The 13,934-nt window shown below is 73.6% G+C and carries 10 protein-coding genes; 7 read left to right on the forward strand and 3 right to left on the reverse strand.

Annotated features, from left to right (window positions below):
- Nucleotides 1-32 precede the first annotated feature (32 nt).
- Together OOJ98_RS13345 and OOJ98_RS13350 are read left to right on the forward strand one after the other, a co-directional pair.
- On the forward strand, nucleotides 33-644 hold the full coding sequence (locus OOJ98_RS13345) for a dihydrofolate reductase family protein (protein ID WP_267054872.1): 612 nt from the start codon (nucleotides 33-35) through the stop codon (nucleotides 642-644).
- A 40-nt stretch (nucleotides 645-684) separates the two neighbouring features.
- Nucleotides 685-1,143, forward strand: coding sequence for a nucleoside deaminase (locus OOJ98_RS13350; protein ID WP_267054873.1), 459 nt, complete (start codon nucleotides 685-687; stop codon nucleotides 1,141-1,143).
- A 78-nt stretch (nucleotides 1,144-1,221) separates the two neighbouring features.
- Here the strand turns inward: OOJ98_RS13350 and OOJ98_RS13355 are convergent, their stop codons facing one another.
- Nucleotides 1,222-1,932: an HAD family hydrolase gene (locus OOJ98_RS13355; RefSeq protein ID WP_267054874.1), complete on the reverse strand. Its 711-nt coding sequence runs from the start codon at nucleotides 1,930-1,932 to the stop codon at nucleotides 1,222-1,224.
- A 221-nt stretch (nucleotides 1,933-2,153) separates the two neighbouring features.
- On the opposite strand from OOJ98_RS13355, the gene OOJ98_RS13360 reads away from it, so the two are divergent.
- Nucleotides 2,154-3,761 carry an adenosine deaminase gene (locus OOJ98_RS13360; RefSeq protein ID WP_267054875.1) on the forward strand — a complete coding sequence of 536 codons (1,608 nt, stop codon included), beginning with the start codon at nucleotides 2,154-2,156 and terminating at the stop codon, nucleotides 3,759-3,761.
- A gap of 61 nt (nucleotides 3,762-3,822) precedes the next feature.
- Here the strand turns inward: OOJ98_RS13360 and OOJ98_RS13365 are convergent, their stop codons facing one another.
- A complete protein-coding gene (locus OOJ98_RS13365; protein WP_267054876.1) occupies nucleotides 3,823-5,934 on the reverse strand; it encodes a glycoside hydrolase in 2,112 nt (703 codons plus the stop codon).
- An 88-nt stretch (nucleotides 5,935-6,022) separates the two neighbouring features.
- A complete protein-coding gene (locus OOJ98_RS13370; protein ID WP_323177892.1) occupies nucleotides 6,023-6,760 on the reverse strand; it encodes a PAS domain-containing protein in 738 nt (245 codons plus the stop codon).
- Between the two features lie 105 nt (nucleotides 6,761-6,865).
- On the opposite strand from OOJ98_RS13370, the gene OOJ98_RS13375 reads away from it, so the two are divergent.
- The 4 genes from OOJ98_RS13375 to efeB all read left to right on the forward strand — a co-directional run bounded on the left by OOJ98_RS13375 (nucleotide 6,866) and on the right by efeB (nucleotide 13,776).
- Nucleotides 6,866-10,024 carry a cytochrome P450 gene (locus OOJ98_RS13375; RefSeq protein WP_267054877.1) on the forward strand — a complete coding sequence of 1,053 codons (3,159 nt, stop codon included), beginning with the start codon at nucleotides 6,866-6,868 and terminating at the stop codon, nucleotides 10,022-10,024.
- Nucleotides 10,025-10,197: 173 nt separating this feature from the next.
- Nucleotides 10,198-11,127: an NADP-dependent oxidoreductase gene (locus OOJ98_RS13380; RefSeq protein ID WP_267055630.1), complete on the forward strand. Its 930-nt coding sequence runs from the start codon at nucleotides 10,198-10,200 to the stop codon at nucleotides 11,125-11,127.
- 148 nt (nucleotides 11,128-11,275) lie between these two features.
- Entirely contained in the window at nucleotides 11,276-12,547 is a 1,272-nt protein-coding gene (locus tag OOJ98_RS13385) for an EfeM/EfeO family lipoprotein (protein ID WP_267054878.1), read from the forward strand.
- On the forward strand, nucleotides 12,544-13,776 hold the full coding sequence (efeB, locus tag OOJ98_RS13390) for an iron uptake transporter deferrochelatase/peroxidase subunit (protein ID WP_267054879.1): 1,233 nt from the start codon (nucleotides 12,544-12,546) through the stop codon (nucleotides 13,774-13,776). The genes OOJ98_RS13385 and efeB overlap by 4 nt, the downstream gene beginning before the upstream one ends.
- The last annotated feature ends 158 nt before the right edge of the window (nucleotides 13,777-13,934 follow it).

A 13,934-nucleotide genomic window follows, 5' to 3' on the forward strand; every position in this document is an offset into this window, starting at 1 on the left:
ATGCCGGCACCGGGCGGCGTATCCTTTCGCGCGTGACGGCGAAGCGAAAGATCATCCTTTCCCTGTCGGTCTCGCTCGACGGCTGTTTCGAGGGACCCGAACGGCAGATCGACTGGCACCGGGTCGACGATGAACTGCACCAGCACTTCAACGACGAACTCCGCACCATGGGCGCCTTCATGGAAGGCCGGATCACGCACGAACTCATGGCGGGATTCTGGCCCACGGCCGACGCCGACCCGTCGGCCTCCGCGCCCGTCGCCGAATTCGCCCGCATCTGGCGGGAGATGCCGAAAATCGTGTTCTCCCGGACTCTCCGCGCGAGTGACGCGACCGAATGGAACACCGTCATCAAACGCGAGGTCGTGGCGGAAGAGATCGAGGCGTTCAAGGCGCTGCCCGGCGGTGACCTCGCGTTGGGCGGGGCGGACCTCGCGGCGACCTTCCGGCGTCACGACCTCATCGACGAGTACCGCCTCTATGTCCACCCGGTCATGCTCGGCACGGGCAGACCCCTGTTCAGGCCCGACGACCCGGCCCCGGCATCGGCCGGCGGCCCCCGCGAGCTGCGCCTCGTCGAGACCCGCACGTTCGGGAACGGCGTCGTGCTGCTGCGTCACGAGCGGGTCAGGGCATCGGGCTGACGGGGACGTCCGGACATCCGCCACGCCAGGGAGGCAGCGCATGGAAGCTGTAGCAGCGACGACGGCCGGGCAATGGCTCGCGACGGCCCTCGAAGAGGCCCGGACAGGCCTCGGGGAGGGAGGCATCCCGATCGGCGCCGCGCTCTACGGCGCGGACGGCACGCTGCTGGGACGCGGACACAATCTGCGGGTACAGCAGAACGATCCTTCCCTCCACGCGGAAACCGCCGCCTTCCGCGCCGCGGGACGACAGCGCTCCTATCGGGGCACGACCATGGTGACCACCCTGTCCCCGTGCTGGTATTGCAGCGGACTGGTACGGCAGTTCGGCATCTCGCGCGTCATCGTCGGGGAGGACACGACATTCCGGGGAGGCCAGGACTGGCTGGCCGGACTCGGGGTCGACATCGTGGTGCTCGACGATCAGGAATGCGTGGCCATGATGACCGAATTCATCGCCACACACCGGGCCCTGTGGAATGAGGACATCGGGGAGTGAGCCGATACGGATGGCGCGGCGCGCCGGGACATCGGGAAAGCCCGCGTGAACCCGTCCGTCATCCGCGCAGGATCGCCCTCAGCCCACCTGTCGTCGCAGCCGGTTGAGGTGAGTGACCAGGTCGCCCACGTGCCGGAGCGTGGCGATGGCCGCGGGCAGGGCCGCCGGGCGCGGCAGCGCGGTAATGAGCACGGCCGACATGCCGAAGGCATGCGGGGCGGTCGCGTCGTTCTCCGGGTTGTCCCCGACGAACAGGATGTCCTCGGGAGGACAGCCCGCCGCCCGGGTCACGGCGGCGTAGAAGCGGGGATCCGGCTTGCGCAGGCCCAGCGTGCTGGAGAGCACGAGTGCGTCGAAGCAGTCGGCGATCCCGGCCGTCCGCAGCGTCCGCAGGCGCACGGAGTGGGGGCGGTCGGTGTTGGAGGCGAGGACGCAGGACAGACCGCCCGCAGCCAGTGTGCGCAGCGCCTGCGCGGCCCGGGGATCGACCCGGGCGTCGGGCACCGCCATGAACACCGCCTCCACCGCGAGCCGCAGGTCGGGGACGACGGCGCCGCAGTCGTGGGCCGCTCGGCGCAACCGTGCGGTGAAGGGAGTGCGTACCCCGCGCGCCTGGTCGGTCAGGCGGAAGCGGCGGGTGACGCCGTCGAACCGGCCGGCGAAAGCGTCCGGAACCACCGAGCCCGGCAGGGTGCGCAGCACGTCCGCGACCAGCCGGCCGTCCGGGGCCGGCCCGTGCCCGGCCAGGGTGCCGACGAAATCGAGCGCGAGCACGCGCACCTGTGCCATGCGGACATCCTTCTGCCGGGATCGGGCCCACCCTACTGAGCCGGTCCCCGCGGACCTGGTTCATCCGGGTGCGTCGGCATCCCCCGTCGTACCGGGCGGCGTGCCCACCGCGGCGCGCCCGGCTGTGGCCGAACCCGGCGGGGGAACACGTGCTCCCGGCGCCGCCCATGGTGTGATGCTGCGTGGACATGACGACGAGCGAACGAGGAGAGGGACCGGCCATGCGCACGTGGTACGGAGGCCGGTGGCCGGCGGTGGCGGCTCTGACGGCCCTCGGGGTCGCCGCGCAGGTACTGCCCGCAGCCGCCGCCCCGGCGGAGCAGAGTTTGCGGGACGGTCAACAGGGGCGAGTACAGGCCTACTTGGAGCGCGTCACCGACTCTCCGGACGAGCTGCGGCGCTTCCTCGCGGAGATGCCCAAGGGCGGCGACCTCCACCACCATCTGGGCGGCGCGGTACGGGCCGAGTCGCTGATCGGGTACGCCGCCCACGACGGGAAGTGCATCTCCACGACGACCTACGTCGTCACCCCCGGACCCCTGCCCTGCGCCGCCGGTCAACGCCCGGCGCGGGACGCCGTGCCGTCCGGGCCGTTCCGGCGCGATGTGGTCCGGGCCTGGTCGATGGCGGGATTCGTGCTGCCGCCCGACGGCGATCCGCAGCCCGGACACGACCACTTCTTCGACGCGTTCGGCAAGTTCCAGGAGGCCGCGACCGGCCACGACGCGGACATGCTCGCCGAAGTGTCCCGCGCCGCGGCGAACGAGCACAGCGGCTACCTGGAGACGCTCGTCACCCCGCAGGCCGGCCCCCTCGGCCGGCTCGTCGACGGCATGCACCTCAAGGACCCCGACGACGGCACGCTCGCCGCGTTCCGCTCCACGCTGACCGCCGACCCACGCTTCCAGGCGCTCGTACGCCAGGCCGCGGACGACACCGACCGCGCCGTCCGCGACCACCGCGAGCTCCTCGGATGCGAGGCCCGGACCGCGCCCCGGGCCTGCGCGGTCGCCATCCGCTTCGACTACCAGGTGCTCCGCGCCCAGGACCCCCGCTACGTCTTCGCCCAGCAGATCCTCGGCTTCGAGCTCGCGCGCCGCCACCTCGGCGGGTTCGTCGGCGTGAACATGGTGCAGCCGGAGGACGCGCCCGTCGCGCTGCGGGACTACACCCTGCACATGAAGATGGCCGGCTTCCTCAAGTCCCGCTCCCCGCAGGTGCGGGTCAGTCTCCACGCGGGCGAACTCACCGAAGGACTCAAGGGGGTCGCAGACCGCGACCTGAGCTTCCACATCAACGAGGCCGTCCGCGTGGCCGGGGCCGACCGCATCGGGCACGGGGTGGACCTCGCCCATGAGCGGGACCCCGACGCACTGACCGCCCTGATGCGCCGCCGGCACGTCCTCGTCGAGGCCCCCCTCATCAGCAACGCGCAGATCCTCCGCGTCAGCGGCGACAGGCACCCGCTGCACACCTACCTCGACCGCGGCGTCCCGGTCGCCCTCGCCACCGACGACCCGGGCGTCAGCCGCACCGACCTGATCAGCGCCTTCCAACAGGCCGTCACCGACCAGGAGTTGAGCGTGGCGCAGCTGCGGACCCTGGCCCGCGCCTCGCTGGACCACGCCTTCGTGGAGGGGCGCGGCCTGTGGAGGGAGCAGGACCGGTACGACACGTACGCCGAGCCGTGCACCCAGGACACCCCCGACGCCCACCGCGCCCCGAGCCGCTCCTGCCGCACGTTCCTCGCGGCCAGCCCCAAGGCGTCGCTCCAGTGGAATCTGGAGGCGGACTGGCGCGACTTCGAGAACCGGTACGCGCGTCGCTGAGCCGCCGCCGGGCGAGTCGATCGTGGGTGCCGTCACCTCGGCGGCCCGGACGGGGCGGGGCCTAGGAGACGACCTGCGCCGGGCACAGCCGACGTGCGGCGCCGCCCTTGAGGGTGGCGTCGACGCAGCCGCCGGGCAGCCCGGCGTGCGCGGTGGTGCCGAAGTTGGCCGTGACGGTCAGCGTGCCGTCGCCGAAGACGGTCCGCTGGACCGCGCGGTCGGGCGTCAGCCAGGCGAACGACGTCAACTCCCGTGTTCCCGCCGCCTGGTGGAGCGGGGCGAAGTACTGCTGGAGCACGGCGAGTTCATGCTCGTTCTGCGCATGGCGCGGGTCCTGGTCGCTGAGGACGAAGTTCAGCGGAGTGTTGTAGAGCATCGCAAGGAGCGCCCGGTTCGTCTTCTCGTCGGGCAGCTTGCCGAAGGGCAGCTCCCAGCGCTCCACGTTGACCAGCGAGCCGTGCAGGGCGGTCTCGTACAGCGGCACGCGGTAGGCCGGGTCGTACATCGCCTTGAGGGCGTCGGCCGCCTCGGCCCGGTGTTCGGGCTTGAAGTCGTCCACCCGGACCGGCTTGAAGAACGTGTCGGGGGCCGCCGCCGGGGTGTATCCGCCCCACGCGGTGTCGTCCTTGGGCCGGTCCGCCGCGGTGTCGAAGTGGCCGGTCTCCATCGGCCAGAGCCGCCCGTCGACGACGGTGCCCGAACCGTGGTCGAAGGCGAGGACCTGCTGGGCCCAGGAGCCGGCCGCCTCCGAACCGAGCACCAGCGGGACGCGCCGACCAGCGGTCGGGCCGTACGTTCCGTCGGTGAGGCGGCGCATCCGCGCGAGCCGGTTGGCCCGGTCCTGCGCCATCGTCATCGGGTGGGCGGCATCGTGGTCCCGGAACAGCTCACCCGCGGCGTCCACGTCCAGGAAGTAGCTGTTCGCGCCGTTCGCCACCAGGGCGCGCGTGCGGTCCGCGAGGTAGTGCCGCTGCGGCTCGGCCTGCTCGAAGGCCTGCGAGCTGAGGTAGCAGCCCTGGTTGCGGAAGCCGGGCTGTGGCGTGCCGTCGGCCCGGCGCACACAGAACGACGGATAGACACCGTCGGGCCACACCGAGTTCGGCGGGGTGTCCGGGCCCTTCGCGCGTCCGTTGGCGAACGAGTCGTAGGGCCCGACCAGATAGCCGGCCCGCCGCGCCGCCGCGACGTCCTCGCTCCCCATGGGGGCCTCGTCGGCGTCGTAACCGAGCCAGAGCCGGGACACGCCGAGGGCCGTGAGGTGTTCGATGGCGGGGGCCCGACGGGCGCCGCCCCAGGCGTAGGCGTGGAACGCGCCGAGGAGCCTGCCCGTCTCCGGGTTCTCGCGGATCTTCTCGGCGAGGCTGCCGAGCGCGCCGTGCTCGGAGAGCCAGTGCCTGTAGTCGGTGGCGGGCGCGACCGCCGAGCCGTCGGTGAGGCTGAACGCCACGGTGTAGTCGCCGGTCGCCCCGGCCTGCGAGAAGGCGTGCTCGGCCGTGGTGTGCAGGCGGCCGTCCGGTGAGGCGTACGCCAGGGACGTACCGATGTCGGTGGGGGTGAGGTAGCTGACGCCCCGGCCGCCGCGGAGCGTGTAGCCCCACACGGGAAGGGTGAGCTGGGAGGCCATGTCCTCGGTGGAGCCTGCGAGCCGGGCGCGGTCGGAGTTCCAGAAGGGGTCGCCGACCGGGAGCGAAAGGCCTTCGCCGCGGGGGAGTTGGAGGGAGACGGCGGCCGGATCGGCCCCCGTGACCGGCCAGGACAGGGTGCCGTCCCGGTCGGAGGTGACCGAGACGAGCAGCCGCCCGCGCTCGCCGTGCGCCTCGACGTGCAGCCCCCGTCCCGGGTAGGACCACTGGGCGCCCCGCTGCGACCGGGAGACGCCTTCGGGCCGGCCGGGGGAGCCGGCCGCCGGGCCCGACACCGTCAGGGCGCGGCCGTCGCCGGTGCGCGCGACGATCCCCAGCGTGGCGGGGTCGATGGTGGCCGTGCCGCCGCCGATCGGCAGATCCACCCGGCCGTCGTGGATCCGCACCCCGGCGGAAGCGGTGGTCCCGGCGGAGGCGGCCGGGGTGAGGCCTGCGGCGAGGGCGGTGGCGACGGCAAGGGCGAGAAGAACGCGCCGGGCGCGGCGGCGGGCCGGGCGCGCGGCGGGAGGGTTCCGCGTGATCGTGTGCATGGCGCAGTGATAACGGAGAGTTGTAAGAGGGCTCTAAGAGCGCCGAGTTGGCTGGAGCACCGCCCGTCTCACGGCGCCGCGGGCGGGCTCAGGGCGAGGTGACACCGTCGGCCGGGACCGGCGGCCAGCGGCCGGGGGCGAGGACGCCCAGCGCGTACGCCTTCGCGACCAGGGCCGTACGCCCCTGCACGCGCCAGCGCTGGGAGAGCCGGGTCAGGTGGTAGTTGACGCCGTCCACGGTCAGGCCCAGCGCCTTGCCGATGGCGGCCGTGGTCGCGCCCGACGCCGCCAGGGACAGGATGCGGGCCTGCGCCTCGGTCACCGAACCGCGCGGCGAGGGCGGCGGCGCCGGGCGCTCGTGGCGGACGTACAGCATGGCGAGGAGCACGGGCAGGGGGCCGGGGGCGCCCATGATGGGGTCGATGGTGAACTCGCCGTGGCGCTCCACACCGTCGGGGGCCGAGCGCCAGCTCACCTCGATGGGGTAGCGGGACGTGCGTCCCGTACGCAACGCCCGCACCAGCCGCTCGATCTGCTCCTCGGAGCGGGGCGTGAACAGCTCGCGCAGCGAACGCCCCGCTAGCCGGCCGGGTACGGTGCCCCACTCGGCGGCCATCGCGGGGTTGGCGACGTGCACCCCACCGTCGATCCGGCACACGGCGATCGGCATGGGGATGCGGTCCAGCAGGGTCAGGAAGTGGTTGCGCCACGTGCTCATGTCCTCGACCACCGCCTGCTCGTCGGTCGAGTCGCGGGCCGTCGCCGCCTGCTCGTCGGCCGGGCCGCGCGCCGTCGCCGTCCGCTCGTCGGCCATGCCGTGTGCCACCGCCCCTCTCCAGGCCCGTCCGCAAGTGCCGGACGCGAGAAACCACTGCACAATCATGCAGTCCACGGCCCGGGAGCGGCACACCGGGCGGGTGAGGCTTGATCCATGACGGACACGATCCTGATCCCCGCAGCAGCCCGCCCCGCCGACGACGCGGCCGTCCCCCTCGTGGACATCACGGCCGAGGGCCTCACCGAGACGCCCATCCAGCAGACCATGGAGCTGGCCCGGGACCACGGGCCCCTGTTCCGGCGGCGTCTGGGCGAGCACCAGCATCTCTTCGCCGGCTCGCTCGACCTGGTCACCGAACTCGCCGACGAGGACCGCTTCTCCAAGGGCATCTCGAAGACCCTGGACTTCGTGCGCGAGTTCGCCGGCGACGGCCTGTTCACCGCCTACAACGACGAGCCGAACTGGTCCAAGGCGCACGACATCCTCATGCCGGCCTTCGCGCTCGGCTCGATGCGCACCTACCACCCGGCGATGCTGCGCGTCGCACGCCGCGTGATGGAGAGCTGGGACCGGCACGCGGCGCTCGGCACCGCGGTCGACTTCGCCGACGACATGACGCGGATGACCCTCGACACCATCGGTCTCGCCGGGTTCGACTTCGACTTCGACTCGTTCGGACGGTCCACCCCGCACCCCTTCGTCGAGGCCATGGTGCGCTGTCTGGAGTGGAGCATGCGCCGGCTCGGCCGCTCCCCGGACGCCGACCACCGCGAGCAGGACGAGGAGTTCGCGCGGGACTCCGCCTACCTCGCCTCCGTGGTCGACGAGGTCATCGCCGCCCGCACCGAGAGCGGCGACACCTCCGCCGACGACCTGCTCGGCCTGATGCTGGGCGCGGCCCACCCGGCGGACGGCACCACCCTGGACGCGGCCAACATCCGCAACCAGGTCATCACCTTCCTCATCGCCGGCCACGAGACCACCTCGGGCACCCTCTCCTTCGCCCTCCACCACCTGCTCAAGGACCCGACCGCGCTGCGGCTGGTCCAGCGCGAGGCCGACGCACTGTGGGGCGACGCCACCGACCCCGACCCCGCCTTCGAGGACATCGGGAAGCTGCGCTTCACGCGCCAGGTGCTGAGCGAGACGCTGCGGCTGTGGCCCACGGCCGCAGCCTTCACCCGGCAGGCCCGCGCGGACACCGTGCTCGGCGGGCGCCTCGCGCTGCGCGCCGGCGACCAGGTCACCGTGCTCACCCCGATGCTGCACCGCGACCCGGTGTGGGGCGACAACCCGGAGCTGTTCGACCCGGCGCGCTTCACCCCCGAGGCGGAGGCGGCCCGCTCCCCGCACGCCTACAAGCCGTTCGGGACCGGCGAACGGGCCTGCATCGGACGGCAGTTCGCGCTCCACGAGGCGACGATGCTGCTCGCGCTGCTCGCCCACCGCTACCGCTTCGTGGACTCGGCCGACTACCGGCTGCGCATCAAGGAGACCCTCACCCTCAAGCCCGACGGATTCACCCTGTCGCTGCTTCCGCGCACCCCCGCCGACCGCGCCCTCAACCGGGCCGCGCTGCCCGGCACGGGCCACCCCGCGACGCCCGGAACCGCCGAGCCGTCGGCCGGCCTGCCCTCCCGGGTCCGCAGGGGCACCGGCCTGCTGCTCCTGCACGGCACCAACTACGGCACCTGCCGCGAGTTCGCCGAGCGCCTCGCCGCCGAGGCCGCCGCCCTCGGCCTCACCACCGAGATCGCGCCGCTCGACGCCCATGCGGGCGCGCTGCCCCGGGACCGGCCCGTCGTCATCGTCGCAGCCTCCTACAACGGACAGCCGACCGACGACGCGGCCCGGTTCGTCCGGTGGGCCGAGGACGCGGAGCCGGGCGCGGCCGACGCCGTGCCCTACGCGGTGCTCGGCGTCGGCGACCGCAACTGGGCCGCCACCTACCAGCGCGTCCCCACCCTCATCGACGAACGCCTCGCGGCCCTCGGCGGCGAACGGCTGCTGCCCCGTGCCGAAGCCGACGCCTCCGGTGAACTCATGGGCACGGTACGGGAGTTCGCGCTCGCCCTGCGCGTGGCGCTGCTCGAACGGTACGGGGACCCCGACAGCGGCGGCGCCACCGCCGAGCCCGTCGAGGCCGCGTACACCGTCACCGAGATCACCGGCGGGCCCCGTCAGGCGCTCGCCGCACGGCACGGCCTGATGGAGATGACCGTCACCGAGGCCCGCGACCTGACGGCGCCCGGCCATCCGCGCCCCAAGCGCTTCCTGCGCCTGGCCCTGCCCGACGGTGTCGGCTACCGCACCGCCGACCACCTCGCGGTGCTGCCAGCGAACCCGCCCGCCGTCGCCACCCGGGCCGCCGCCGCCCTCGGCGTCGACCCCGACACCGTGGTGACCCTCCACGCCCGCGGCCCGGCCCCGGCCGCGTTCCCCGTCGACCGCCCCCTGTCGGTGGGCGAACTCCTCACCCACTACGTCGAGTTGGGCGGACGGCCGAGCGCCCCGCAGGTCGCGCTGCTCGCCGCCCACAACCCCTGCCCGCCCGAGCGGGCCGCCCTCGAACAGCTCCCGGCCGACGACCCGCGTCCCCTCCTGGAGCTCATCGAGGACCATCCCGCGCTGCGCGGAGCCCTCGACTGGCCCACCATCCTGGAGCTGCTGCCGCCGCTGCGCCCCCGCCAGTACTCCGTGTCGTCCTCGCCCGCCCGCGACCCGCGCCACGCGGACCTCATGGTCGCGCTCAACCCCGGCGGCACCGGCTCCGCTCATCTGCACTCCCTGCGGCCCGGCGACACCGTGCTCGCCCGCGTACAGCCCTGCCGCGAGGCGTTCCGTATCGCACCCGGCGCGCCCGAACCCGTCATCATGATCGCCGCCGGCACGGGCCTCGCTCCCTTCCGAGGCGCCGTCGCCGACCGCCTGACGGAGCCTCAAGTCGCCCCGGCCTTCCTGTACTTCGGCTGCGACGCGCCCGATTCCGACTTCCTCCACGCCGACGAACTGCGCGCTGCCGAGCAGGCCGGAGCGCTCTCGCTGCGCCCCGCCTTCAGCGCCCCCGCCGACGGCGCCGGCCGCTTCGTACAGCACCGTATCGCCGCCGAGGCCGACGAGCTCTGGCCGCTCCTGGAGGCCGGCGCGCGCGTGTACGTGTGCGGCGACGGCCACCGCATGGCGCCGGGCGTGCGCGCCGCCTTCCACGAGATGTACGCGCGGCGCACCGGGGCCACGCCGGCCGAGGCGGAGGGCTGGCTGGCCCGGCTGACCGCCGAGGGCCGGTACGTGGAGGACGTCTACGCCGGCTGAGCCGCCGGTCACATTCCCCGGCCGGTCCCGCCGTCCGGGGGGCGGTCCCGCGCGGGGCGCACCAGAATCGTAGGGACCAGGGAGGTCCGCCGCACGGTGGGCCTCCCCGCCCCCTCGACATCGGGAGAGAGCACGCGATGCCCACCAGCTCCGCAAGCACCGAGAAGAGCACCATGAAGGCCATGACGTACACCGGGTACGGGGACAACACCGTGCTCAGCCTCACCGAACAGCCCCTGCCCAAGGTGGGCCCCGGCGAGGTGCTCGTACGGGTGCGCTGCGCGGCCGTCAACCCCGTCGACTGGAAGATCATGTCCGGCGGCCTCGACGGCATGATGGACACCGTCTTCCCGGTCGTCCCCGGCTGGGACGTCGCCGGTGTCGTGGAGCGCGTCGGCATCGACACCCCGGAGTGGAAGGAGGGCGAGGAGGTCTACGCCTACGCCCGCAAGGACTACGTCCACGGCGGCACCTTCGCCGAGTTCGTGACCGTCCCCGTGCGGGCCCTCGCCCACCGCCCGCAGTCCCTGAGCTGGGAGGAGTCCGCCGGTGTTCCGCTGGCGGGGCTCACCGCCCAGCAGACCCTCACCCGGCTCGGCACCGGCAAGGGCGACACCGTCCTGGTGCACGGCGCCGCCGGCGGCGTCGGCACGTTCGGCGTACAGATCGCACGGGCTCTGGGTGCCCGGGTCATCGGCACGGCGTCCGAGCGCAACCACGACCGGCTGCGCGAACTCGGCGCCGAGCCCGTGACCTACGGAGACGGCGCCGCCGAGCGCATCCGGGCGCTGGCCCCCGACGGGGTCGACGTCGTCGTCGACTACGTGGGCGGGGTCCTCGACACCACCCGGGCCGTCCTGCGCGACGGCGGCCGCCACGCCTCGATCGCCGACCCGTCGGTCATGGAGGCCGGCGGCCAGTGGATGTGGGTGCGCCCCGACGGGCCCGGCCTCGACACGCTCGCCGGCCTCGCGGACGCGGGACAGCTCAAGGTCCCGGTCGCCGAGACGTTCCCCCTGGACCGCCTGGCGGATGCGTTCGAACTCAGCCAGACGGGTCACGCCCACGGCAAGATCGTGATCCGGGTCGGCGGCGAGGCGTAACCTCCACCGCCCGGAGCCCGAACCGGTGACGTGTCGGTGAACGCGGAGGTAATTCCGGACGCGCGGCCACCCGGATGCGCGTTCGGCTCCCGCCCGGTGCCTAGCATGAGCGGCGTCGTCCTCCCACCGACACGAACGGAGCGCCGTGATGAGCGACCCCGGCCCGGCGCCGGACCGGGACCCGGCCGCGCCCGACGAGCGGTCCGGCCCGCCGGCCCGCCGGCCGCGCCCGTCGGCCCGGCGCGCGGCCGCCCTGGTGGCCGCGGTGGCCGTCGTGGTGAGCGGGGGCGCCTGGGCCCTCGGCTCCTTCGGCGGCAATGGCCGCTCGGACGCGAAGGGCACGGCCGCCAAGGGCCCGACACCGGTCGAGGTGTCGCCCGCCTCCTGCGGCAAGGGGTGGAGCGGCGCGCCGGCGGGCCCCCAGGTCTTCGCCCTGAGCAACACCTCCACGACCGCCGCGGAGGTCGACCTCACCGACCCGTCGACCGGCGCCGTCTACGGGGAGATCGAGGGCCTCGCGCCCGGCACCACCCGCGAGATGCGGGTCGTCCTCGGCGGCGGCTCCTACGCCTTCAAGTGCCTGCCGGACGACGCCGACGCCGTCACCGGACCCACCGTGAAGATCGCGGGGGCGCCCACCGGCGGTGGCCCCGCCGCGGTCCCGCTGACCCAGCACGACCTCATCCCGGTCGCCCTCGCCTACCAGCGCTGGATCACGACGAAGACCGCCGAACTCGCCGACCGCACCGATGAGTTGAAGCGCGCCGTGGACGACGGCGACCTCGACGGGGCGCGTGCCGCCTGGCTTCCCGCACACCTCGTGTACGAACGGATGGGCGCCGCCTACGACGCGTTCGGCGACGCCGGCACCGCCATCGACGGCGCGGGCCCCGCCCCCGCCGACGCCGGGTCCGCCAAGGACTTCGCGGGCTTCCACCGCGTCGAGTACGGCCTGTGGCACGGCGAGTCGGCTGCGTCGTTGCGGGGCCCCGCCGACCGGCTCGCGCAGGCGGTCCACGCCCTGCGCGACAGCTGGCCGCAACAACGGCTCGACCCCGCGCAACTGGGCCTGCGCGCCCACGAGATCATGGAGGTCACCGCGCAGTCGGAGCTGACCGGCCGCACCGACTACGGCAGCGGCACCAGCCTGGCGACCGCCCGTGCCAACCTCGACGGCACCCGCGAACTGCTCACCCTGCTGCGCCCGTTGCTCACCACCCGCTACCCGGACCTGCCGCGCCTGGACAGCCGGCTCGACCGCACGCAGCGCACCCTGGACGGGTTCGGGAGCGACGGCACGTGGACACCGCTCGACCGCCTCGGCCACCAGGACAGGCAACGGCTCAACAGCGACATCGGGCAGACGCTGGAACTCCTCGCCCCCGTGGCGACGATCTGCGACGCGCGGAGGACGGCATGAGCGAGGTACGGCGGCGGGGCTTCCTGCGGGGCGCGGCCGCCGGAGTGGGAACCGCCGTCACGGGCGCCGCGCTGTCCGGTGCGATCCCCCGCCCGGCCCCCGCCGAAGCGACGGACAAGGCCGCCGCGCGCGTGGACTTCCACGGCACGCACCAGGCCGCCATCCTCCAACCACCGCAGCGGGCAACGGCGTTGGTGTCGTTCGACGTGACGGCGGCGGACCGGGGGGAGCTCGCCGAGCTGCTGCGTACGCTCACCGACCGGGCCCGCTTCCTGGCCACCGGAGGCACACCCGCCCCCGTCGGCATCACCGCGCCGCCCAGCGACTCGGGCGTGCTCGGACCCCAGGGGCCCACCGGCGGGGTGAGCGTCACCGCGGGCGTCGGAGCCTCCCTGTTCGACGACCGGTTCGGCCTGAAGAGCCGCAGACCGGCCCGGCTCACCGCGATGCCGGCCTTCCCCGACGACGACCTCGACGCGGCCTGGTGCCACGGCGATCTGAGCCTCCAGCTGTGCGCCGACAGCCCGGACGTCGTGCTGCACGCCCTGCGCGACATCGCCCGCCACACCCGCGGCGCGATGCAGGTGCGCTGGCGCACGGACGGCTTCACCAGTCCGCCGCGCCCGAGCGGAACGCCCCGTAACCACATGGGGTTCAAGGACGGCACCGCCAACCCGGACACCGCCGACCGCGCCGCGATGGACCGGCTGGTGTGGGTGGACGCCAGGGGAGCGGAGCCCGCGTGGACGGCGGGCGGCAGCTATCAGGTGGTGCGCCTCATCCGGATGATGGTGGAGTTCTGGGACCGGGTCTCGATCACCGAACAGGAACGGATGTTCGGGCGCAGCCGCGACACCGGCGCACCGCTCGACGGCTCCGCCGAGTTCGACGCGCCGAAGTTCGCGGAGGACCCCAAGGGGGACGTCATCCCGCTCGACAGCCACATCCGGCTCGCCAATCCGCGCTCCGGCCGGCAGAGCGAGAACCAGCGGTTCCTGCGGCGCGGCTACAACTACGACCACGGGACGGACAGCAACGGGGACCTCGACATGGGGCTGATCTTCTGCTGCTACCAGCAGGACCTGGCCCGGCAGTTCGAGACCGTCCAGAAGCGGCTCGCGGGTGAGCCGCTGGTGGACTACATCAAGCCGTTCGGCGGCGGCTACTTCTTCGCGCTGCCGGGGGTGCGGGACCGCGCCGACTGGTTCGGCCGGGCGCTGCTCGGCTGAGATCCGGCCGCTCCGGCGCACCGCCAACGGAGGGTCAAGTTTTGGCCTGGTCTTCCTGGGGGGCTGTTCACCCGGAGGACACGGTGGGGCAAGCGCGGTGTAGTGGTGCGCGCGAAGCATCGTGTTCTGTCAACGACATCACGACGGCGGCCGCACGC

It is taken from the genome of Streptomyces sp. NBC_00083, assembly GCF_026343295.1.
Classification (GTDB): Bacteria; Actinomycetota; Actinomycetes; order Streptomycetales; family Streptomycetaceae; genus Streptomyces.